20 protein-coding genes are annotated in these 21,660 nt (G+C 55.0%); 5 read left to right on the plus strand and 15 right to left on the minus strand.

Features of this window, described 5'->3' with window-relative positions; translation table 11 throughout:
* Positions 1-48 precede the first annotated feature (48 nt).
* Positions 49-768, plus strand: coding sequence for a DNA polymerase III subunit epsilon (gene dnaQ / locus IE105_RS03640; protein WP_189495519.1), 720 nt, complete (start codon positions 49-51; stop codon positions 766-768).
* A gap of 13 nt (positions 769-781) precedes the next feature.
* Here dnaQ and IE105_RS03645 read toward each other — a convergent pair whose 3' ends face one another.
* From IE105_RS03645 to mnmE, 5 genes are all read right to left on the minus strand, one after another.
* A complete protein-coding gene (locus IE105_RS03645; RefSeq protein ID WP_189495521.1) occupies positions 782-1,777 on the minus strand; it encodes a ParB/RepB/Spo0J family partition protein in 996 nt (331 codons plus the stop codon).
* A gap of 24 nt (positions 1,778-1,801) precedes the next feature.
* A complete protein-coding gene (locus IE105_RS03650; RefSeq protein WP_189495753.1) occupies positions 1,802-2,566 on the minus strand; it encodes a ParA family protein in 765 nt (254 codons plus the stop codon).
* Between the two features lie 190 nt (positions 2,567-2,756).
* Complete coding sequence (gene rsmG, locus IE105_RS03655; RefSeq protein ID WP_189495524.1) at positions 2,757-3,377, minus strand: 16S rRNA (guanine(527)-N(7))-methyltransferase RsmG; 621 nt, start codon at positions 3,375-3,377, stop codon at positions 2,757-2,759.
* Positions 3,378-3,381: 4 nt separating this feature from the next.
* Complete coding sequence (gene mnmG / locus IE105_RS03660) at positions 3,382-5,247, minus strand: tRNA uridine-5-carboxymethylaminomethyl(34) synthesis enzyme MnmG (protein WP_189495526.1); 1,866 nt, start codon at positions 5,245-5,247, stop codon at positions 3,382-3,384.
* Between the two features lie 78 nt (positions 5,248-5,325).
* Positions 5,326-6,624, minus strand: a complete 1,299-nt coding sequence (gene mnmE / locus IE105_RS03665) for a tRNA uridine-5-carboxymethylaminomethyl(34) synthesis GTPase MnmE (protein ID WP_189495528.1) — start codon at positions 6,622-6,624, stop codon at positions 5,326-5,328.
* Between the two features lie 25 nt (positions 6,625-6,649).
* Between mnmE and IE105_RS03670 the strand changes: the two genes are divergently transcribed.
* Positions 6,650-7,531: a glycerophosphodiester phosphodiesterase family protein gene (locus tag IE105_RS03670; protein WP_189495530.1), complete on the plus strand. Its 882-nt coding sequence runs from the start codon at positions 6,650-6,652 to the stop codon at positions 7,529-7,531.
* 67 nt (positions 7,532-7,598) lie between these two features.
* On the opposite strand, the gene IE105_RS03675 is transcribed toward IE105_RS03670, so the two are convergent.
* From IE105_RS03675 to leuS, 4 genes are read right to left on the minus strand one after another with little or no spacing between them, the layout of a single operon-like run.
* On the minus strand, positions 7,599-8,471 hold the full coding sequence (locus tag IE105_RS03675) for a mechanosensitive ion channel family protein (RefSeq protein WP_189495532.1): 873 nt from the start codon (positions 8,469-8,471) through the stop codon (positions 7,599-7,601).
* Between the two features lie 22 nt (positions 8,472-8,493).
* The gene (holA, locus tag IE105_RS03680) at positions 8,494-9,552 is read right to left on the minus strand and encodes a DNA polymerase III subunit delta (protein ID WP_189495535.1); all 1,059 of its coding nucleotides are present in this window, start codon (positions 9,550-9,552) and stop codon (positions 8,494-8,496) included.
* A gap of 13 nt (positions 9,553-9,565) precedes the next feature.
* Entirely contained in the window at positions 9,566-10,075 is a 510-nt protein-coding gene (gene lptE / locus IE105_RS03685) for an LPS assembly lipoprotein LptE (protein ID WP_189495537.1), read from the minus strand.
* Positions 10,072-12,654 (minus strand): leucine--tRNA ligase, encoded by a 2,583-nt coding sequence (gene leuS / locus IE105_RS03690; protein WP_189495755.1) that lies wholly within the window; start codon positions 12,652-12,654, stop codon positions 10,072-10,074. The genes lptE and leuS overlap by 4 nt, the downstream gene beginning before the upstream one ends.
* A gap of 135 nt (positions 12,655-12,789) precedes the next feature.
* On the opposite strand from leuS, the gene IE105_RS03695 reads away from it, so the two are divergent.
* A complete protein-coding gene (locus IE105_RS03695) occupies positions 12,790-13,053 on the plus strand; it encodes a DksA/TraR family C4-type zinc finger protein (RefSeq protein WP_189495538.1) in 264 nt (87 codons plus the stop codon).
* A gap of 75 nt (positions 13,054-13,128) precedes the next feature.
* On the opposite strand, the gene IE105_RS03700 is transcribed toward IE105_RS03695, so the two are convergent.
* The 3 genes from IE105_RS03700 to IE105_RS03710 form a co-directional block, all read right to left on the minus strand.
* Positions 13,129-13,413, minus strand: a complete 285-nt coding sequence (locus IE105_RS03700) for a putative quinol monooxygenase (RefSeq protein WP_189495540.1) — start codon at positions 13,411-13,413, stop codon at positions 13,129-13,131.
* Positions 13,410-15,605, minus strand: coding sequence for a prolyl oligopeptidase family serine peptidase (locus tag IE105_RS03705; RefSeq protein WP_189495542.1), 2,196 nt, complete (start codon positions 15,603-15,605; stop codon positions 13,410-13,412). The genes IE105_RS03700 and IE105_RS03705 overlap by 4 nt, the downstream gene beginning before the upstream one ends.
* An 89-nt stretch (positions 15,606-15,694) precedes the next feature.
* Entirely contained in the window at positions 15,695-16,996 is a 1,302-nt protein-coding gene (locus IE105_RS03710) for a mechanosensitive ion channel family protein (RefSeq protein WP_189495544.1), read from the minus strand.
* Between the two features lie 128 nt (positions 16,997-17,124).
* Between IE105_RS03710 and dapF the strand changes: the two genes are divergently transcribed.
* Positions 17,125-17,979 (plus strand): diaminopimelate epimerase, encoded by an 855-nt coding sequence (dapF, locus tag IE105_RS03715; RefSeq protein WP_189495546.1) that lies wholly within the window; start codon positions 17,125-17,127, stop codon positions 17,977-17,979.
* Here dapF and IE105_RS03720 read toward each other — a convergent pair.
* Together IE105_RS03720 and IE105_RS03725 are read right to left on the minus strand one after the other, a co-directional pair.
* Positions 17,976-18,605 (minus strand): CC0125/CC1285 family lipoprotein, encoded by a 630-nt coding sequence (locus tag IE105_RS03720; RefSeq protein ID WP_189495548.1) that lies wholly within the window; start codon positions 18,603-18,605, stop codon positions 17,976-17,978. The genes dapF and IE105_RS03720 overlap by 4 nt on opposite strands.
* Positions 18,606-18,747: 142 nt before the next feature.
* Entirely contained in the window at positions 18,748-19,212 is a 465-nt protein-coding gene (locus IE105_RS03725) for a hypothetical protein (protein ID WP_189495550.1), read from the minus strand.
* Positions 19,213-19,356: 144 nt separating this feature from the next.
* On the opposite strand from IE105_RS03725, the gene IE105_RS03730 reads away from it, so the two are divergent.
* Positions 19,357-20,631, plus strand: coding sequence for a M1 aminopeptidase family protein (locus IE105_RS03730; RefSeq protein ID WP_189495552.1), 1,275 nt, complete (start codon positions 19,357-19,359; stop codon positions 20,629-20,631).
* Between the two features lie 10 nt (positions 20,632-20,641).
* On the opposite strand, the gene IE105_RS03735 is transcribed toward IE105_RS03730, so the two are convergent.
* Entirely contained in the window at positions 20,642-21,553 is a 912-nt protein-coding gene (locus IE105_RS03735; RefSeq protein WP_189495554.1) for a TraB/GumN family protein, read from the minus strand.
* Between the last annotated feature and the right edge of the window lie 107 nt (positions 21,554-21,660).

The following is a 21,660-nucleotide window of genomic DNA, read 5'->3' on the forward strand; positions in this document are numbered from 1 at the left end:
GCCGGGATCAACACTGGCATTCGGACGCGATATCAGTAGGATTCCGACATGGCAGGTCTTCGAGAAATTGTTTTCGATACGGAAACCACGGGCTTTGACAGTCAGGGGGCGGATCGGATCACCGAGATTGGCTGTATTGAGCTGATCGATTGGTTACCAACGGGTGAGCAATTTCATGCCTATGTTGACCCTGAACGCGATGTCCCCGAAAAAGTTGTTCAAATTACCGGTTTGACGACGGGTTTCCTCCGCGGAAAGCCTAAGTTCTCCGAGCGGGCAGACGCTTTTTTGGAATTTGTGGGTGATTCCCCTCTTGTCGCGCACAATGCCAAGTTTGACATGGGTTTCATCAATGCGGAGCTTCGCCGTATGGGTAGAGACGAGATACCGGATCACCGTTTTATTGACACATTGGCAATGGCGAATGCGGCCTTTCCGGGAAGCCCGGCGTCGCTGGATGCGCTGTGTAAACGTTTCGATATAAGCCTGTCCGCACGGGATAAACACGGTGCGATTATTGACTCGGAGCTGCTCGCGCGCGTTTATCTTGAATTACGCGGGGGCCGGGAACGGACCTTTGGCTTTGAACCTGAAGGCGACGCCCCGCAGAGTAGGTCATCAAAGCAAGCCGACGCCAAATTACGCCCGAACCCTCTACCGTCCCGCTTATCAGATCAGGAGAAAACTGCGCATGCTGCTTTTCTCAAACAGATGGGCGGATCAGATATATGGGAGCGCGTTTTTAGGCGGATGGAAGGCCTGCGCTAACTTCTGGTAGAGCCTAAGATGAGAGCAATCCCATCCGCGCGAGAAGCGCTTCCATGTGATCTAAGTCTTTGTATTTCAATCGAATTTCACCACCTCGAGCACCGTGTCGTATATCGGCGGCATAGCCGATTGTGTCTCGTATCCGTTGTTCTAGAGCCTTAATATCAGCGGGTTTTCCGGGTTTGTGCGCATTGGGGTTACGGGCCGATTTATCATCACGGACCCAGCTTTCCGCCTGACGCACAGTCCAATCATTCTTGATGATGGCTTCTGCCAGCGCGTCTGGATCGGTTGCGACCAATAGAGCCCGCGCGTGCCCCGCCGTGATTTTACCGCCCATTAATAACTCACGTCCGCGCTCGGTAAGTCCGGTCAGGCGTACGGTATTGGCGACATGGACCCGACTTTTCCCGATTGAGGTGGCGATGTCGGCCTGTGTGCGTCCGAACTCTTTGATTAGCCGTTCATAGGCGAGGGCTTCTTCCAGGGGGTTGAGATCGGCGCGTTGCACATTCTCAATGACACCAATTTCGAGTACATCCCGATCTGATAAATCGCGGATGATGATGGGGATTGATGTCAAACCCGCTTTAATCGCGGCGCGCCAACGACGTTCACCGGCCACAATCTGAAAATCAGCGCCGTCTTGCGCGGACTGGCTGTCAATTTTACGCACGAGGATGGGCTGTAAGACGCCCGTTTGTTGGATTGAGGCAATCAAATCGTCGAGTTTGTCTCGCTCAAACACTTTACGCGGTTGGGCCGAATTACGCATCAGGCGGGAGATGGCGACATTCTGTACGCTGGGTTGTTGGCGCGGGGAGTCCGGGTCTTTGGGCGCATCAACAAGATTTGAAACGCTGTCTGGAACGGCCGATTTTGTTTCTAGCGACGTCTTGGCGTCGCTGATGGTTCCGTCGGTTTTAATTGGGCTGTCCGCGTCATTCAATCCAGCGTCATTCATTAACGCTGAGAGGCCACGGCCCAATCCTTTTTTACGTCCAGACATTATATAACCTTCTGATATATATAATTAATTCTTACGTTCTGCGTGTTTACGCAGGATTTCACGGGCGAGACGGCGATAGGCTTTTGCGCCTTGGCTGGCAGGCTCATAGGTCGTGACAGGCTCGGCAAAACTGGGCGCTTCGGCGATCCTGACATTGCGTGGAATCACCGTTTCAAACACGGCGCGTCCAAGATGGCTTCGGACATCATCGGCCACCTGCGCAGAGAGACGATTGCGCTTATCAAACATTGTCAAGACGACGCCGTCGATGGCCAATTTTGGATTGATGCTAACCTTGGCCATTTCCACAGTTTTGAGTAGTTGTGACAGGCCTTCAAGGGCAAAAAACTCGCATTGCAAGGGGACGATGATAGACCGCGCGGCGGCTAAAGCATTGAGAGTCAATAGATTTAGCGCGGGTGGGCAGTCGATCAGGACGTAATCAAACCCCATCTCTGCTTCATCGAGCTTTTGCGAAAGAATACGCGTTCGGCCTTCTGTTGTTCCGATTTCCATCTCTGCGGCGGATAAGTCTTGATGGCTTGGGAGGATGTAGAGGCCGCGTACGCGGGTCGGGCGGATGGCGTCATCCAATGGCAAATCTTCCGTCATCACATGATAGGTCGATTTAGAGCGATCATCACGCGGGACCCCCAAACCTGTTGAGGCGTTGCCTTGCGGGTCCATATCGATGAGCAGGACGCGTTGTTCCAACTCGGCCAGAGAGGCGGCAAGATTAATCGCGGTCGTCGTTTTGCCAACGCCGCCCTTCTGATTAACGATCGCCATGATGCGTTTAGGTGTCACAATGGCTGTCCTTAATGGCGTCACGACGGGGAAAACCTAGGGGCAGGAGCCCGAATCGTCTCGGATTTAATGCGCCTAAGCGTGGGCTCTGTCTATTGGACCAGATCGAATAGCGCTGAAAGACTGTGTTTCATGTGAAACATCGCGTGAGTTTATGTTTCACGTGAAACATTTATTGTGGGGTTAAGCCTGAAATTGTCAAAATACAGCCGCTGTCATCCGATAGGCTCGGTGTTTGCTGCGCCTCAAAGCCCCAGTCTTTACGGGCTTCCGATAATTCAGCGCCGACTGCTTCCCCTTTAAGAAGAATTATCTGACCGTCTTTTGCGAGATGTTGCCACGCCAGCGGGAGGAGCCGGGGCAAGGGGGCAAAGGCACGCGCGGTGATAACATCAGCATTCAATGTCGGAAGAGCCTCTATTCGGTCGGAATGGATGACTGTTGGGAGATTTGTTTCACGTGAAACAGTTTTCAAGAAGCTCGCCTTTTTTCCGGCGGACTCAATAAGGTGTACGGTTTGATCCGCGCCCTTATGTTTCGCCTCGATGGCAATCGCCAATCCAGGAAATCCAGCGCCGGATCCGAAATCGACAATAGTCCGGGCTGAGTCAGATACGAGAGGTAAAACTTGTGCTGAATCAAGGGCGTGGCGTTGCCAGAAGTCAGGCAGTGATTTTGGCGCAACAAGATTTATCCGCGCATTCCATTTTTGTAGCAAGGCTTCCCACGTCCGATAATCCTCAAGACTATTCGGATGGATCGGCGCTTGGGCCGCAAATTGTTCTGGTGTCATGGGATTAGGCCGCGAGTCTTTTTCGAACAAAGGCCAGGACGGCCATAAGGGAACCGGGCGTGACCCCTTCTATGCGTGAGGCCTGTCCCAAAGTTACCGGGCGGGCCGCGAGAAGTTTTTCACGCACCTCATTCGATAACCCGCCAATCGAGGCGTAATCTAAATCGTCCGGCAAGCGCAGACCTTCGTCGCGCCGAAACGCTTCAATATCTGACTGCTGCTTGTCAAGGTAATGCGCGTAAGTGGCATGAATTTCGGCATATTCACGGGCTCGTGGTGATAATGCCTCGAGCTCTGGAAAAATTGGCAGGAGATCGGGCATCGAAATATCTGGATAGGCCAGCAAGTCTTTGACGGTCCGCGCCTGCCCATCCTGATTAATTGAAAAGCCAGCGGTTTTTAGCTGGGACGGGGTTTTAGAGAGCGATCCAATAAGGGCTTTGGTCTCCGAAAACTCCTGTTGTTTCACGTGAAACATCGAGGTTCGGTGATCGGACACCATGCCCAGATCAATCGCCATCGGTGTGAGTCTCATATCGGCATTATCCGCGCGAAGGAGGAGGCGATATTCCGCCCGGCTTGTGAACATACGATAGGGTTCGGTCACTCCTTTCGTAATCAAATCATCGATCATCACACCAATATAGGCTTGGCTACGATCCAGAATGAACGGCGCGCGCTTTTGGGAAGCTAAAGCCGCGTTCGAGCCCGCGATCAGGCCTTGAGCCGCTGCTTCTTCATATCCGGTTGTGCCGTTGATTTGTCCGGCAAGATATAGCCCCGGCAGAGATTTAACTTCCAGTGTCGCACGAAGCTCACGTGGATCGACATAATCATATTCGATCGCATAGCCGTAGCGTTGGACTTCGACAGATTCTAAGCCCGGTATAGTCCGTAAAAAAGCATCCTGAACATCTTCAGGCAGGGATGAGCTGACCCCATTGGGATAGACTGTGTCGCCATCTGGATTCCCCTGAAGCCCTTCAGGTTCTAGGAAAATTTGGTGGCGATTCCGATCAGCAAAGCGAACAACCTTATCCTCGATCGCGGGGCAATAGCGCGGCCCGCGCCCGGCGATTGACCCACCATAAACTGCTGATTTATTTATATTTTTAGCAATTATCGCGTGCGTGTCTTCATTCGTATGGGTGATCCCACACGCAATTTGCGGTACAGTGATCCGGTCGCTCAGAAAACTAAACGGGACGGGGTCTGCGTCGGCGTCTTGAAGTTCAAGCGATGACCAGTCGATGGAGGACTTACGTAAGCGTGCCGGTGTTCCAGTCTTCAATCGACCCAAGCTCAGCCCCATACTGTAAAGCCGATCTGATAGGCCTTCTGCGGGGGCTTCACCCCAGCGACCCGCTGGCGTTCGGTCAGTCCCGATATGAATGACGCCTTTAAGGAAAGTTCCCGTGGTGAGAACAATCCGATTGGACAAAAATTCGCGTCCATCTTCGGTCGTGAGACCTAAAAGTTGGCCATTATCCACGATCAAATCATGGGCTGCGCCTTCAATAATCGTAAGATTATCTTGGGCCGCCATCTCGGCTTGCATCGCCGTGCGATAGAGAAAACGGTCGCTTTGCGTGCGCGGCCCTCGAACGGCCGGACCTTTGGAGCGATTCAGCAGTCGAAACTGTATGCCGGACGCATCGGCGACGCGGCCCATGACGCCGCCTAGCGCATCGACTTCGCGAACCAGATGGCCTTTGCCGAGTCCGCCAATCGCTGGATTACAGCTCATTTCGCCAATCGTGGCCGCACGATGCGTTAAAAGGAGGGTCTTGGCACCCAAACGGGCAGACGCACTCGCGGCATCGCAACCCGCATGGCCACCCCCAATAATTATGACGTCATAGGCATTCATGCGGGGCCTATAGGCCTGTGGATAAGCAGAGGGAAGTGGACGTGTCAGGGTGGCTCGCCGTGTGGTTGAGAGGCTCAGTTATTTCCCGACACAAAATTGACTGAAAATCCGGTCAAACACTTCTTCAATGTCGCTTCGTCCCGCCAGCTCATCAATAGCACGTAAAGCGGTTCGAATATCTTCGCTGACCAGTTCGGGCGCGAGACCCAAATGGTTTTGCGCGGATTGTGTTGCGGCTAACGCGCGACGGGCGCATTCTGTGTGCCGGGCCCGGGTGAGGCCTGCGGGTTCCGCGCCCGTAAATCTATCCCGTATGATTGTCTCCAGCTGACGTAGAAGATCGTCAACTCCATAACCTGTTAGTGCATTGATTTCATTGTTATTTATAACGCCTTCGACATTCTTTAAAACGATATCTCCGTCTTGGGTGGGAGCATTAGTCTTCCCATCCCGATGAAGAATAATGCGAAGATGCGCATCTTTCGCCTTAGCTAGCGCGCGGCGAACGCCTTCCGCTTCAATATCGTCATGTGTGTCACGCAGCCCGGCCGTATCCGCTAAGGTCACGGGCATTCCGGCGATAACCATGTGGACTTCGACAATATCGCGCGTTGTTCCGGCTTGGTGCGAGGTAATAGCGACATCGCGACCGACCAATTGATTGAGAAGGGTCGATTTACCCGCATTGGGCGCGCCGATAATAGCAATGTCGATGCCGGTCCGGACCGCGCGACCGCACTCTGCTCGGGCTAGGGCTGCCGTGATGTCGCTTGCGACCTGTTCCAAGTGCGGCCAAGCCGCGTGCGAGAGCGCGTCGGGAACATCGGCTTCATCGGCAAAGTCGATCTCGCCTTCGACTTGCGCCAAGGCATCGAGTAAGCCGTTGCGCCACCCCTCATAAGTTTCGCGTAAGACCCCGCCCATTTGTCGCAGGGCTTGTCGCCGTTGACCCGACGTTTGCGCGTCAATCAGGTCCATCAAACCTTCGGCTTCTGTCAGGTCCATCCGGCCATTTTCAACCGCGCGACGGGTAAATTCCCCGGCTTTGGCTTGTTGTAGACCCAGGTCTAACAGCGCAGACGAAATAGATTCGATCACAGCGTGGGAGCCGTGACATTGCAGCTCCACCACATCTTCACCGGTAAAACTATGGGGTCCTGGGAAGTATAGGAGTAGCGCTTCGTCGATAACCTCTTGATTATGTTGAAGTTTTCGTAATGTCGCCTGTCGGGCAGGCAGATTTTTTGCGCGGCTTAAGGCACAGGCTGCTGCGTGCGCGGACGGCCCGGACAGGCGGATAACGGCCACACCGGCTCGTCCGGATGCCGTCGAGAGGGCAAAAATTGTCTCGTCCTGAAACCGTGTTTTGACAGTCATGACCGCGCCCTTATAGCCCGCCCTCATGAACGCCAAGCACCTCGCCCTCTCTATGCCGCTTTTTGCCGTCCTTTTGACGGCATGTGCCAATGCCGGACCGCCGGTGCCGTCACCTTTTGCGGGTTTGGAGACATTGCCGCCGATCCGCACGGTGATGGAATGTTTGCCGAAGGACGCGGCCCTTGTTGCCGCGCACCGGGGAACATCGGCGGCTTATATTGAGCCTGAAAACTCGATCAGCGCTTTGGAGCGGTTAATTGCCAACAACACGATGATGGCTGAGATTGATATTGCCGCCATTAGCGATGGCACCCCGATTATTTTTCATGATGGTGTGTGGGATTATCATACTGATCAATCCGGACCGGTTGTCTCAACCCGTCCTGAGGATTTTGCGCGTCTACGCCTAAGAAATACGAAAAATACGGTTACCGCAGAGCCTGTGCCGACGTTAGCGGCTATGCTTGATGCTGCAAAAGACCGTATTTATCTTGAGGTCGATTTTAAAACATCGTCAGACATAGAGACGACAATCCAGATGATCCGGGACCGCGACATGGTGGATCAAGTCATTTTGATTGCAACCGACGCGGCAGAGGCGATCGCTTTGAAACCCTATGCAGAGGAGTTTCTAATGTCGCTGCCACAGGCGCCGAAAGGGACGGGGGCGGGGCCAAAACAGGGCGTCTGGATCGGGGCAAAATGGAAAGATGGCGGCGAAAAGCGTATTCAGGCGCGTAATTATGTGCTTGGCGCTCAGTGGCAGAAAAACCCCGCCGAGCTGACCAAAGCCGCGAGAGCGCTCGACATTCTCGTGACAGATCAAGCGCAGCGCTATGCGCCAGTTGCGAAACTCGACAAGGTTGCGGCGTTTCGAAACTGTTTGAAGGCCGCGGACGCCGCGTAAATAGGTCTTGCCCCACCCCATCGAAGTGGGAGGGTGCCAGATTGACAATAAGCCTAAACGTTCACCATTAATCGTCCGCTTTGGCCATATGCACGACCCGTTGCGGGAAGGGTATTTCGACACCGGCGTCATCTAATGCGCGCTTAATGGCGATCCGCAAGGTCGTAACCCGCATGAGCCAGCCATCCCCGGGGAGCCAGCAGCGGCAGGACAGGTTGATGGCACTATCGCCAAAGCTCATAACATAGACTTCTGGCGGTGAGGCGGCGGAATTATGCCCCGGCGTGACCCCGTCTTGATACGGAATCAAGTCCTCTTGGCCGGCCAAGATATCGAGGAGTAATTTTCGCACAGCCTCTAAGTCCGATCCATAGCCCACGCCGATATCAATAATCGCTTTGCGGTTCACATGGCGGCCAAAATTTTGGATACGATTGCCCCAAATCAAGCTGTTGGGCAGGTAGACGGCAATATTTTCTGTATTGCGGATCGTGGTCGTGAAGAGACCCACTTCTTCAACTGTTCCAAGTGTGCTTTGGCTAATATCGACAAAATCACCGACTTTGAGCGGGCGCAGGATCAATAGCATTACGCCTGCTGCAATGTTAGACAGTGTGTCGCGAAGCGCCAAACCAATGGCGAGCGCTGCGCCACCAAAAACAGCCAACAGGGATGTCGGCGGCACGCCAAGTTTGATGAGCACCGCATAGAGCGTCATGGCCAATATAAGGTAGAACACGACAGAAGCCAAAACGGGACGCAAAGTTGCGTCTAAATGTGATCCGCCAAACTGGGATTTTCGCAATCGTTTGGATAAAAAGCGACCAAAGAATATACCCGCGATGAAGATCAGCAAGGCAGAAACAAGGTTCCCGCCTAAGATCAGCAAGATAGGAAAATCAGTCTGAGCTTGGGTCCAGAAATTGGCTAAAGCGTCCATGAGGGGTCTCGATATTTAGAATTTAGGCCGCATGTCGCCGGGCGGCGAATTTAGCAAGGCCGAACAACAACCGTTCTGTCAGGGCCTCTGCGGGTGCACCGGTGCTTTTCAATTCGCGTTCAACAGTTTGACATTGGGTGAGAGCCGAGCGGAGCGCGCGCCCATTCCAGCGGTTCAGCGTGGCGACAAATGCGTCTTCTTGCATCCGAAAGATCGGCGGGCGGAGCGAGCGCGTCGCAGAGACGGCGCTTTCGCCCCGATCCATGCGCGCGGACGCCTCACACAGGCGTAAAATATGGCGTTGCAGGGCAAAATGAACAGCGATGGGGCTAGTTTTAGCCTCAACCGCCCGGCGAAAGCGCGAGTCCAAACTATCCACCCGTCCGGCCAACGCATCTTGGATGATGGGGTCAATGGCGGAACCTTGCGCCCCGGCCGCAACGGCGCGCACGTCATCCGGACTGACCGAGGCCCCTTTGTCCGCACCATAGCCTTTATAGAGCGCCATTTTTTCGACTTCCCCTTCGGCCAAGGCATGATCCCCTTCGAGCAAGGGAACCCAGAGGTCGAGCGCATCATTCGATATGCCGATGCTGAGGCTCTCAAGCTTATCTTTGATTTGTTGGCGGCGGTCGCGCAGGCCAAGTGGGTAACAGCCCAATGCGGCAATATGCTTAGCCGCTTCTGCGGCTTTACGAATGGCGGATCGGGTCGAGAGATCGCCCGCTTCGATCACCAGTTTGGCTTCGACACGCATTGGTTCTGCGTCGATCTGCTTGATAATTTTGGCGATAGCCGCGCCGGACCGTTCATGATCAAGCCGCAACCGGACTAAGCGCGTTCCGCCTAACAGGCTCATCGCGCTCATTTCATCCATCAAGCGCGCGGGATCGGTGATCAGGTCATCAGAGGTGAGAACCGTCGCGCCAAAGGCGGGGTCCACATCGGGAGCCAAGGTCGAAATTAGGGCGGCGGAGCGGGCCTTGACCAAGCCGCGATCCGGACCAAACAAAAGCGCCCCGAGTAAATCACGCGGCGGTTGGCACAGAAAACGGTCCTGACGGGCCCCAGTGACCTTCATATTGTGACCTTCATTATAAAGTCGGGAGTTCGGCCAATTCAAGCGCGACTTCTGTCAGGAGTTTATCGGCTAACTCCCGGGCGGCCCGGTCTGTCGCTTCATTCGATGTGGATTGTAGACGATAGGGGTCACGATCCGCCGAATAGGTCGCCGTGCTTTGGGTTTGGCCTCTCGCAACGATGGCTCCGTCCTCGCTTTTCCGAAGCGTCCATTTCGCGCTGACGAGACGGTCGTAGCGTGAAGCGAAATCGCCGCTGGTTAAGCCGAGGCCGATCCGTTGGGCTGTGGGCTCGATTAAGAGTTGGTATGTGGGTTTCTCGGGCGCACTGATCCGGTCTGCCAATCGCTGACGGATCAGATAGCCCGCCTCCCGGTCGCCTTCGTCTTTGCCGTCGCTAACCGTGACAGACATGTCAGAAAAGGCCGTTTGGGCCGATTGTGTGCCGTGCATGGGCTGAAAGCCTGCACAACCGACAAGGGGGATAGAGAGCGCAAAGGCTGTAGCGGTGAATAACTGTTTCATTGTGCGACTATATTCACAATCCGGCCAGGAACAACAATGACCTTTCGGATAGTCAGCCCCTCTAATGTCTTGGCAATATTGGGCTCCGCCATGGCGAGGGCTTCAATCTCGTCTTTGGGCATGTCTTTCGCGACAGAAATTTCGGCGCGGCGTTTACCATTGATCTGTATGGGCATGACCACTTCATCCTCAATCAGCATCGCCGGATCAACGTCTGGCCACTGCGCAGTCGCAATGAGGCCTACGCCGCCCAACTGTTCCCAACATTCTTCGGCCAAATGCGGCATGAACGGCGCAATCGCGCGGATCAAAATGCCGAGCGCTTCCATGCGGGCCGCATCTTGTCCGTTATATTTCAGCAGGGCGTTGGTCAGCTCATAAATCTGCGCGACGGAGGTGTTGAAGCGGAAAGCTTCAATCCCGACGGTGAGCTTTTCAAGCGCTTTATGGGCTGAGCGGCGCAAAGCGAGGGCGTCTCCCTTGGCGTCTGTCGCTAAAACGGTCGGGGCATGCTCGGACGCGTCCGTGGCTTCGACAATGCGCCAGACTTTTTTCTGAAAATTCCATGCGCCGCGCACGCCGTCTTCACTCCATTCAACGTCCCGTTCGGGCGGACTGTCGGACAGCACGAACCAGCGGGCGACGTCTGCGCCGTAGGTTTCAATGATGTCGTTGGGGTCGACCGTGTTTTTCTTGGACTTGGACATCTTGATGACGTCGCCTTGGGTCACAGCTTTGCCGGTCGGCATATGGATCAGCTTGCCGTCTTTGTCCGTGACGTCAGCAGGCACGACCCATTCCATTTTTCCGGACGCATCTTTGCCAATATTATACGTCGCGTGTGTGACCATGCCTTGGGTGAACAAGCCCGCGAACGGCTCGCCGTTTGGCAGGTCAAGCAAGCCGCAATCGCGCAGACCGCGGGTGAAGAAGCGTGAGTAGAGCAAGTGCAACACCGCATGTTCCACGCCGCCGACATATTGATCGACGGGCAACCAGGCGGATGCCGCCGCTTTGTCGAACGGTGAGCCCTTTGGTCCAGCGAAACGGGCAAAATACCAGCTGCTATCGCCAAATGTGTCGAGCGTATCGGTCTCGCGCGTCGCGGCGTTGCCGCATTTTGGGCAATCAATGTGTTTGAACGTCGGGTGACGGTCGAGCGGATTGCCGGGAATGGTTAGGTCAATGTGATCATAGGGCAGTTCGACGGGCAGCTGCTCTTCCGGCACAGGCACGGCGCCGCAGTCGTCGCAATGAATCACCGGAATGGGGCACCCCCAATAACGCTGTCGGCTCACGCCCCAGTCGCGCAAGCGATATTGGGTTGTACCCTTGCCGAGGCCCATCTCTTCAATCTTGGAAATGGCGGCGGAAATACCCTCATCCTTGGAGAGGCCATTCAAGACAATCGTTTCGCTCGCGGAATGAAACAGCGTGCCTTCGCCAGTGTAGGCGTCGTTTTCGACCGTATAAGTCGCCGCGTCTTCGCCGTCAGGTAGAACTACGGGAGTGACACTCAAGTCGTATTTGCGCGCGAAATCCAAATCGCGTTGATCATGTGCCGGACAACCGAAAACAGCGCCCGTGCCGTAGCCCATCAGGACAAAGTTCGCGACCCAAACGGGAAGTGTCTCGCCTGTAAACGGGTGTTTGACCCGCAGGCCTGTATCGATGCCGAGCTTAGGCGCTAGTGCGATGGCTTCTTCGGACGTGCCGATCTTGGCGCATTCGGCGCGAAACGCGTCTAGTGCAGGTCTGGTCTCAGCCAATTGTTTCGTCAAAGGATGGTCAGAAGAGAGTGCAATGAAGCTCGCCCCAAAGAGTGTATCAGGACGGGTTGTGAAAGTTTCTATGTCAGCATCAGAATCACTCGCGGCCTCAAACCGCATCTGAAGCCCCTCAGACTTCCCGATCCAATTCGCCTGCATCGTCCGAACTTTCTCGGGCCAGCGGTCGAGCGTGTCCAAACCCTTCAGCAATTCTTCCGCATATTCTGTGATCTTATAAAACCACTGCTGCATGTCGCGCTGCTCGACGACAGCGCCGCTGCGCCAGCCCTTGCCGTCGATGACTTGTTCATTGGCGAGAACGGTATTGTCGACCGGATCCCAATTTACTTTGGCCGTTTTGGAATAGACGAGGCCTTTGTCCCAGAATTTGAGGAAAATGCGCTGCTGCTCGGTGTAATACTCGACGTCACAGGTCGCGAATTCACGGGACCAATCGAGCGCAAAACCGAGGCGCTTCATCGGGCCTTTCATCTGTTCAATATTGGCGTAGGTCCAATTTTTCGGATGGCCACCTGTCGCAATCGCCGCATTCTCCGCCGGCATGCCAAACGCGTCCCAGCCCATCGGGTGCAAAACCTCAAAGCCGCGCGCGCGTTTATAGCGCGCGACGACATCCCCCATCGCATAGTTGCGGACATGGCCCATATGAATACGGCCGCTCGGATAAGGGAACATTTCGAGCGCGTAGAATTTCGGCTTAGGCGAGTGATCATCGGCCGTGAACACGTTGGCGTCGTCCCATAGGGATTGCCATTTCGGTTCGGTTTCGGATGGATTGTATGTGGGCATAGCGGCGATCTTCGAATGGCGCGTGAAACGGGGCAATAGCGGGCCAGACCGCAAGTCGAAAGTGCTTTGTGCGGACAGGGGTGAACTTCCGAGCGGTTTGATGCGTTCATTCATCAACAGAGCAAAGGAAATCACATGGCAGGCGGATGGTCGAAAGACGGCGCGATACAAGATCAGATTGACGACAGTGTCAAAGATGCGGTGCGCCACGCAACCGCGCGACTCCCGAAAGGTGAAAGCGCGAAGTTTTGTGTCGAATGCGGCGACCCTATCCCGGAACGGCGACGCGCGGCCCTGCCGGGCGTGGAGACGTGTGTCCCGTGCCAAATGGAACGCGACGGCGCCAATACGGTCTCGGCCTTTAATCGACGCGGCTCTAAAGGCAGTCAAATGCGATAGAATCCAGATTAATGCAGATACAAAAAAGGGCGCCCCCGAGAGAGCGCCCTTTTTCATGTCTTTTGGACCGAAGGCTTAGACGGATTCAAACACTTCAATTTTTGGCACTCCGGCTAGGAGACCGCCAAGTGCCGGTTGTGCGGCAAGGAAATAATCCGTCTTGCCGTGGGCGTCGAGCGCGGCGCGGTCGGCGTAGCGTTCCAGCACGATATAGTCCGGCGTCCCGGGTGTCCGGTACAATTCATAGAGATGACAGCCAGCCTCATTCGCGTTCACCTTTTCGGCAAGCGCCCCAAAGACAGCTTCGAATTCCGCTTCCTTGCCGGCTTGAACCGGAAGGCGCGCTGTGACGCCGATCATTGGTCGTCCGCCAATTTTTGCAACAGATACACATGTTGCAGCGCCAAACGGTTGGCCGTTTCCTTCAGGTTTGCCGCCGCAGAGTGACCGCCGTCGATATTCTCATAATAGAGGAAATCATGGCCTTGGTCTTCCATGCGCTTAGCAAACTTACGGGCGTGGCCCGGGTGGACGCGGTCATCCTTGGTTGAGGTGATGAGGAAGACTTCGGGGTAGTCCACGTCCGGACGGATATTGTGGTACGGCGAAATGCGGCGCAGGAACTTACCTTCGACCGGATCTTCAGGATTACCAAATTCGCCCATCCAACTTGCGCCCGCGAGCAGCGTATGGAACCGCTGCATATCGAGCAGCGGCACAGCAATGATTGCCGCACCGAACAGATCAGGGCGTTGGGTCGTCATCACACCGGTGAGCAAGCCGCCATTAGAGCCGCCTTCAATCCCAAGGTGATCGGAACTGGTCAGACCTGTTTCAATCAGGTCTTCGCCAACCGCGATAAAATCGTCATAAATCCGCTGACGTTCCGTTTTTAGCCCCGCTTGGTGCCAATTGGGACCATATTCGCCACCACCGCGGATATTGGCGAGCACGTAAACGCCGCCATTTTCCAGCCACAGCTTCCCGCGTGTGGCGGAGTAGCTTGGGTTGAGCGAAATCTCGAAGCCGCCATAACCATAAAGCAAGGTCGGATTTTTGCCGTTCATGACTGTGTCTTTGGCGCGAACGACAAAATACGGAACCTGCGTTCCGTCTTTGGATGTCGCAAACTTTTGCTCGCTGACCATGTTGGAGGCGTCGAACCAATCCGGTAGCGATTTGGCGGCGACGGGGGTCAAATCAGCTTGTGATGTATCGATTGTGTAGAGTGTGTCCGGGGTGAGGAAGTCTTCAGCCGACAAGAAGGCGATGCTTTCTTTGCTGTTGGTTCCGCCGACACCCGCCGCGCCATTGGCGGGCAAAGAAATCGGTTTGGATGTCCATGTCTTGCCGTCCCAATCATAGGCGCGGACGGATCCTTTCACGTCGGTGGTTGTGGCGAGAAGGACTTTGTCCTTGGTCACGCCGTAACCGCCCATCGAGCTTTTCGCGTCAGGGCTATAGACGAGGTGCAACGTGTCAATCTCACCATTCTCAGCGAAATCATCCCACGCGAAACTGACCAGATCGCCGGATTTATACCCGCGCCAGTCTTCATTCAGCGATAGCAACATCTGCCCTTTGAATTCAGACCCAAGGTTGGATTTGGTTGGCACAGGAATTTTCACCGCGTCGCCGACGCTGCCATCAGCGTTACGCGGGAACCAAAAGCTGTTCGTGTCGTAAAACGTCTCGCTTTGGCTGACCATGATTTCACGGCGACCATCGGAGAGTTCCATCACGCCCGGCCAGTAGCCAACGTCGGTTTTATTCCCGCGTCCGATTTCAATCGAATCTTCCAGCGCTTGACCGCGCGTCCAGAGACGGGCTGTGCTGGGATAGCCACTATCGGTCATGGTGCCTTCCCCGAAATCAACGGCGACAACCATCGTGTCGGCATCAACCCAGTCGATTGTCCCTTTGGATTCCGGTGTGACGAAGCCGTCTTTGACGAATTCACCTGTTTCTGTGTTGAATTCACGACGCACAACGGCGTCTTTGCCGCCGTCCGAGAGGTTGATCATGCACATCGTAAAATCGGGCGACAGGCAGTTATTGCCTTTATAGACCCAGTTTTTATCTTCGGCTTCTGCGAGCTTATCGAAGTCTAAAACGGTTTCCCACTCTGTGTTATCGGAGAGGTAGCTATCCATGGTTGTCTTGCGCCAAACGCCGCGCACATTGGTTTCGTCCTGCCAAAAGTTATGCGCTGCACCGCCCCGATAAGACACATAGGCGATCCGGTCTTTGCTTTGCAGGATTTCCAGCGCGTCATTGTAAAGCGTATCGTAGCGCGGATCGGCCTTAAGGCGGTCCAGCGAGCGTTTGTTCCAGGCTTTGACGGTTGTCAGTGCGGCGTCGCCCTCGACCTCTTCCAGCCACAAATGGTCTTCGTCGCGCTGTCCGTCAGTGTCATAGACGACAGACACATAGTCGTCGGCCATAGAAGCGATTGTCTCAGATGTGTCACTCACTTGCGGGTCTTTCGTGTCAGAACAGGCGGCGAGGACCAAAGCCATCGCGGTTGCTGTCAGAAGGGGTTTGAAGGTCATAATGCGTCTCCACCAAAGCTACGGGAAATTCGGGTTAGAGATGATGTAGCGTAGCAACACAGCAAAACAAGGCGAACCTTGTGCGCGGGCTATTCCGGCGGGGCGCTATCGTCGAGTAGATCGGTCTGACCGTCAGGGGATTTACGTTCTTTCGCAACTTTATCAGTGATGGTCATATCGGCCTGAGTGTGCATGTTTTCGCTTTTGGGCTCATCCTTTTTTGGCTCTTTGCTTTGGCTTGGAGTCGGTCCGGTTGGCATCGCACCATCAACTTTTAACCGGTAAATAGGCTCAGGGAGAGAGAAGCCATCGGCTTCCAACGCGTCCTTCACATCGCGAATAGCCTGACTACGGGCGGACCCGAAATCTGTCTCTCGTTGGTCAACCCAGCCGTAAAAATCGATCAAAATAGAACTGTCGCCAACCTCGCGGATAATGCCTTTTGGTGCTGGATCGGATAGAATGAAGTCTAATTTTGCCATGACCGAAATCCCGAGGCGGATGGCCGCGACGGGGTCATCAGCACTATCAACACCGACGCCAAAACTGAACCGACGGGTGGGGTTCGTGGAATAATTCAAAATATCGGCTTTAAAAACTTTGGCGTTCGGGATGCGTAGATGGTTGCCATCAAGCGTCATGAGAATCGTGGCGCGCGTATTGAGTCGTACGACGATGCCTTCTTGCTTATCAATGATGACATGGTCTTTTGCCCGAAAGGGCTGGCGGATCGACAGTAAAAGCGACGCAACGTAATTCTCAACCGTGTCACGAATACCAAAGCCGAGCGCGATCCCAATAATCCCGGCCCCGCCAAGCACTGTCCCGATTAAGGCCGTCGCGCCGAGAATGTTTAGGGCCACGATCAGGGCGATGATAATGAAAGCAAGATTCACCGCATTGGCGATGAGCTCGACCATGAAGGGATTTTTTGCAAACCGTTTAATCAAGGCATTGCGGCGCGATAACCACCGCCCGAATAGAATGATGGCGATGAGGGAGATCAAGGCGGCCCCGATCAGCGGTAGCGCCCGGATAAACTCTAAGGTCTGATCACGAAACTCCGCCAGTAAAGGCGAGACATTATCGGATACGCCTAAGGTGCGGTTGATATCGTCCTGCACCGCAACGACGCCGTCGGTTCGAGAGGCTATGGCAATCGCGCGTTCCGCCACTTCAGTGTTGGCGACGTGTCCCGACAAGGTGACAACGCTGTTGTTGACTGCGACTGTGACGGCATGTGTATCCGTCAATTGTTGGTATATACCGGATAGGCGCGCCGTAATTTGCGCATCTGATGGGGTGCCCGCGACCGTAATGGGTGCGTCTTGTGCAAAGGCCGATAACGGCCAACAGAGACTGACAAAAAGCAGGATAATGAAGTGGCGCATAAAGGGACTACGATCAGGAAGCGGTTTCGTTCAAATCAATTGTCCCCCATATAGACGAAAATGACAAACCAGCGACAAAACATAATGTTGGGCGGCGCGCCGTCGATAGTGAGGCAAGGGCACAGACGATGAACTTCCTCATCATGAACGGTGCGGGGAACCGCTTTGCGGTATTTGACGCGCGCGAACGCGCGGATTTTAGCTTGTCTAACGCGCAGGTGAAAGTGATCTGCCAGCCGGGGTCGCCAGCGATGGGACCGCTCGGCGCGGACCAGCTGATAATTCTGCGTCAGCCAAAGCCAACCCCGTCAGAGGCCATTGACGCAGATATTTTTATGGAAATTCGTAACCGTGAAGGGTTCGAGGTCGATGCCTGCGGCAACGCGACTCGCTGCGCGGCGTGGTTGGTGATGGAAGAAACAGGCGACGACAGGGCCGTTGTGCAAACCAATGATGCCCTCTTATCCTGCACCCGGACAGGGCCGCTCTCGGTTGCCGTCGATATGGGCGAACCTAAGCTCGACTGGTCGCAAATTCCGCTCAAAGAGCCGATGCACACGCATCATATCGACGTGAAACTTGGCCCTATTGATAACCCAACGCTCAGTAATCCGGGCGCGGTCAGTATGGGCAATCCGCATTGTGTCTTCTTTGTCGAGGATTTCACTACGGTGAAGCCGCATCTGGCGGGACCGATGGTCGAATTCCACCCGTTGTTCCCAGAACAAGTCAATGTCGGCTTTGCCCGTATTGATGGGCCGTGTAAAATCCGTCTCAAAGTGTGGGAACGCGGCGTCGGCATGACCCAAGCCTGTGGTACGGGCGCTTGCGCTGCGGTCGTCGCCGCCCACCGCCAAAAACGCACCGACCGGATGGTCGAGGTTGAGGTCGATGGCGGCACGCTCCAGATTCACTGGCGCGGTATCGACAATCACGTCATTATGAGCGGCCCGGTCGAGCTGGAGGGACGAGGAAAGCTTTAGCCGTCCGTATCCGGTAGCTTGATTGACGGCCCAAGGTTTTCAATGACAGAACGCGCGTCAAAGGCGTTGCTGCGGTCCGCGGGTTTCGGCCCATTGCCAAACCGGACTTCGGCGTTGGCGCGGTATTTCGTGATTTCGCGGACATCAACATCATCGAAGAACGGATCATAGAAGGGATCGTAAAACGCCCGGTTGCCAAATCCCCGGCGATTGCGAAAGCCGCTAAACCGTGAATAGCGATAGGCGCTCGACCACCCATAGCTGGGGCGGAAAAAACTATAGCCAAAATAAGGGTCATAGCCGGACGATAGTCCCGGTGAAACGCGGACGCGTGTTTTGGTCTCCACGTCGCGTTCTTGTAGCTCAAACCAATCAAAGCCGCGCTCAACGGCGGTTTCTGCCGCGCGGTAGAGCATGTAATTTTCGACGGTGTCGCGACGGGTCAGCGAATTGCCGGCAAAGGTGATGCGGGCCCGGTCACTTTCAATCATCTGTTGCGAAAACCCATCAAAAGCGCCGGGTTCGCTGGCGGGTTGATAGGGGGTGGCCGTGGCACAGGCTGCGAGTACGGCCGCGCTGGCACAGAGTAAGGCGTGTCGAGCGGTTGTCATTCCATGAAAGGTCATCGGATGTCTCCTCATCTTATTGGCGCTTATAACGCGCGCTTCCTGAACCGTCGCTGCATGAAATATGACGATAAGGTATGATTAGCTTAGCGATGGGCGCTCCTATGAGGCCAATCAACTTATCATGCTTCGCTGTTATGACTTAACGGTCAGTACCACCGATGCGTTCCGAACTGTCTCGACTCAGCAAAATAATAGAGGCGATCGCCCAACATGCTGTCGGGAGGGCAATCAGCAGCGGCCCAACGCTCAACCATCCGGGCATCCAGTCGGATCGGCTCGCAATCAGCGCGAGGCCGACCCAAGGGAGACTTAGGAGAAGCGACCAAACCCCATAGGACAGGACAAACCCGGTTCGCCAGGCCGTCCACGCCAGCCGTGCGATAAAAGCGCAGGGAATTATCGCGAACGCGCCGAGCATGAACGAGAGTAAGAAAGCCGAACTGGCGGGCGAAAACCCCGGATCTGTCTCAGCAAACCCGATAAAAAACCAGAGCTTGGTGGCCAGTGATGCGATGAATCCAAGCGTCGCTAATCCTGCGATCATGCGGTCAACAGGGCGGCCTTGTGCGGCGGAGCGGGTGATAAGAGGGTCAGGCGCGGTCATAGAGCGCAGACTATACGACCGTCCCTTCATTACGGGTTAATTTTTTGGAAACCATAAGGCTTGCTCTGCCTGCATGAAGGCGGCAGGGACAAGGCCATTGGGATAAAGCCCAAGGATAAGGCAACGCGTTAGCAAAGGACGGGCATGCCAAACTGGCAAACATTATTGGCAACGGGGCTGGCCTCGCTGTGTCTGAACGCCCCGGCGTTCGGTGCCGATGCCCCGTTGTATGATGACGCCCCTCTGCACTATATCGGTAGCGTAGAGTTCAAACCCGACGCGGGCGCTATGGGCGCAGGGTGGACAGTCATCGTCAAAGAACCCGATCTCGATACGATTGATTTCGCGCTAAATTCTGCCTTCGGTACGGCGATTGTGTCCGGTCCGGGCGTGCAAGCGCTGACAACACGTTTGGACCCCCAATTTGATGGCGCGGTTCGACTTTATTCAATTGATTTGACGCCGTCCATGAATGGGTCGGATCGGGTCGTGAAATTTGCCTATGGCGGTCCCTTGTTCCCCGAAGAACTGACCCTCCCGATAAATACGCTGAACGCGAATAAGATCGAACTGACGGTTGATAGTTTCTGGTTTCCTTTCGATGCGCGGTTTGAAACGGACCTCACGGCGGACCTCAATATCCGAATTGACGGCGATTGGTCGGCTGTTGGGGTTGGCGCGGTTTATCGAACCCCACGAGGATACCGGTTCGCGCAGGACGCGCCCGCACTCGATATTGCGTTCTCACTTCTGTCGAATAGCGTCAAAGTCATGGCGGACGGCTATGTCATTCATGATGCCCGAACAGAGCCGGGGGCGAAAATGACGGAACTGTCCGCCGCTTTGGAAGGCTGCACCACCTATCTCAATGCGCTGTCCGGTCCCGCCGGACCGTTGCCACAGGCCTCGGTTATCGTCACGGACCGCCCTGAAGGTGGCTACTCGCGCGGCACATTGATCGCCCTCACCGATATTGAAAATGAAGACGAAGAAGGCTTGCACCAATTTATCTGTCACGAGCTGGCGCATTATTGGAGCAAGGCCAATGCAGGCGGTCCAGAAAATTGGATCAATGAAGGGATCGCCGACTATCTCGCCAATATGGCGATACGGGATGCGATGGGAACGGATGTGTTTGACGCGCGCATGGCGCGCTATTCAGAGCAGTTGTCCGGGGAGGCTTTGCCCCCGATCTGGTCCCCGGATTTAACTGAGCGCCCGCCTTATCTCATCATGTACCGCGCCGCGCCGATGGTGTTGCAAGCGTTGGAACAACGGATGGGCGAAGTGGCGTTCGCAACCTTCATGCAACGCGTGATGATCGACCGGGTGAGGACGACGCCGGACTTACTGGCGCTGGTGGAAGCGCTATCGAGCGCCGAGACGCGCGATTGGTTTGAGGCGCAGTTGGCTGAATAAGGGTCCGGCCCTATTCTTTTGTGGTCAAGACCCGCACATCATAACCTTTCGCGGCGAGCATAACCGGCACGCTATCCGGTCCGAGCAGATGGCCAGCGCCCACAGCGACGAAATCAACACCAGAGCCCTTGATTTCTTGGGTCAACCGTTCCGTCCAAGCCATGTTACGGTTGGTGAACATAATGGCATACATATCCGGTGCGCCGCGCTTCATAGTCGCAATCACTTCTTCTTCTAGCATATCGACACTCCCCGTCGCCCAGCTCTGAGCCATGCGGGTTATCAATTCTGTGCCCTCTTCCATTCCGTCTAAAGTGAGTTTTAGCATATCGACCTGTGTCTTCTGGTCCATATCAGCAAAGAAACGCAATTGCTGTTCAGCAGTCTCAAAGGATTTGCGCGGCAAATATTCTACGCGGGGTTCCAACATGGCTTCGGCGCCAGCGGTCAGATCAAATCCAGCCCCCATCATTTGAACAACAGGAAGCGTGACAGATGCGAGCCAAGGCTGCATTTGATTGAGCGCTTCCATTGGCAAGCCGAGTTTTTCGGCTTCAGTTTCCAGTTGCGCCAATGTGACTGCGTCCAGCTTGCCTGAGAGGGGGTCTTGAGACATGCCGAATTGCATGGTTAGTTGCTGCAAAGCCGGATCGTCTTGTGCGCCTGCAGGCAGCTCGAACCAAGCTTCATCAGACCGTGCAATCGCGTCTGCTAGGGTTTGTGATTTCCACTCTATGTCCGTAGGCAGAATGTGAAATGTGCCAAACAGGATGATTTCTGAATCTTCATCCGTGACGGAAAACATTACAGGTTCACTGCGCAAGGTCGTTTCGTCCAAGTCGGCGAGATCGACGGTTGGTGCGCCGCCCGAGCAAGCGGCTAAGATCAAGGCCGTAGAGATCGCGAGAAGGATTCGGGTCATGGTGGGTTTTCGAATATGTGCGTGCATTTTGCCGTCATGCCAGTCCATCGCTAGTCGCGCAAAGAAAAAGGCCGCCCAACTTGGGCGGCCTTCGTGTGTTGGGGCTG

Origin of the sequence: Algimonas arctica (genome assembly GCF_014652695.1) — a bacterium.
GTDB lineage: Bacteria > Pseudomonadota > Alphaproteobacteria > Caulobacterales > Maricaulaceae > Litorimonas > Litorimonas arctica.

Excerpts from the sequence above, each read along its gene's own strand:
- dnaQ (WP_189495519.1), top strand. The coding sequence starts at position 49 with ATGGCAGGTCTTCGAGAAATTGTTTTCGATACGGAAACCACGGGCTTT.
- IE105_RS03645 (WP_189495521.1), bottom strand. The coding sequence starts at position 1,777 with ATGTCTGGACGTAAAAAAGGATTGGGCCGTGGCCTCTCAGCGTTAATG.
- IE105_RS03650 (WP_189495753.1), bottom strand. The coding sequence starts at position 2,566 with ATGGCGATCGTTAATCAGAAGGGCGGCGTTGGCAAAACGACGACCGCG.
- rsmG (WP_189495524.1), bottom strand. The coding sequence starts at position 3,377 with ATGACACCAGAACAATTTGCGGCCCAAGCGCCGATCCATCCGAATAGT.
- mnmG (WP_189495526.1), bottom strand. The coding sequence starts at position 5,247 with ATGAATGCCTATGACGTCATAATTATTGGGGGTGGCCATGCGGGTTGC.
- mnmE (WP_189495528.1), bottom strand. The coding sequence starts at position 6,624 with ATGACTGTCAAAACACGGTTTCAGGACGAGACAATTTTTGCCCTCTCG.
- IE105_RS03670 (WP_189495530.1), top strand. The coding sequence starts at position 6,650 with ATGAACGCCAAGCACCTCGCCCTCTCTATGCCGCTTTTTGCCGTCCTT.
- IE105_RS03675 (WP_189495532.1), bottom strand. The coding sequence starts at position 8,471 with ATGGACGCTTTAGCCAATTTCTGGACCCAAGCTCAGACTGATTTTCCT.
- holA (WP_189495535.1), bottom strand. The coding sequence starts at position 9,552 with ATGAAGGTCACTGGGGCCCGTCAGGACCGTTTTCTGTGCCAACCGCCG.
- lptE (WP_189495537.1), bottom strand. The coding sequence starts at position 10,075 with ATGAAACAGTTATTCACCGCTACAGCCTTTGCGCTCTCTATCCCCCTT.
- leuS (WP_189495755.1), bottom strand. The coding sequence starts at position 12,654 with ATGCCCACATACAATCCATCCGAAACCGAACCGAAATGGCAATCCCTA.
- IE105_RS03695 (WP_189495538.1), top strand. The coding sequence starts at position 12,790 with ATGGCAGGCGGATGGTCGAAAGACGGCGCGATACAAGATCAGATTGAC.
- IE105_RS03700 (WP_189495540.1), bottom strand. The coding sequence starts at position 13,413 with ATGATCGGCGTCACAGCGCGCCTTCCGGTTCAAGCCGGCAAGGAAGCG.
- IE105_RS03705 (WP_189495542.1), bottom strand. The coding sequence starts at position 15,605 with ATGACCTTCAAACCCCTTCTGACAGCAACCGCGATGGCTTTGGTCCTC.
- IE105_RS03710 (WP_189495544.1), bottom strand. The coding sequence starts at position 16,996 with ATGCGCCACTTCATTATCCTGCTTTTTGTCAGTCTCTGTTGGCCGTTA.
- dapF (WP_189495546.1), top strand. The coding sequence starts at position 17,125 with ATGAACTTCCTCATCATGAACGGTGCGGGGAACCGCTTTGCGGTATTT.
- IE105_RS03720 (WP_189495548.1), bottom strand. The coding sequence starts at position 18,605 with ATGACCTTTCATGGAATGACAACCGCTCGACACGCCTTACTCTGTGCC.
- IE105_RS03725 (WP_189495550.1), bottom strand. The coding sequence starts at position 19,212 with ATGACCGCGCCTGACCCTCTTATCACCCGCTCCGCCGCACAAGGCCGC.
- IE105_RS03730 (WP_189495552.1), top strand. The coding sequence starts at position 19,357 with ATGCCAAACTGGCAAACATTATTGGCAACGGGGCTGGCCTCGCTGTGT.
- IE105_RS03735 (WP_189495554.1), bottom strand. The coding sequence starts at position 21,553 with ATGACCCGAATCCTTCTCGCGATCTCTACGGCCTTGATCTTAGCCGCT.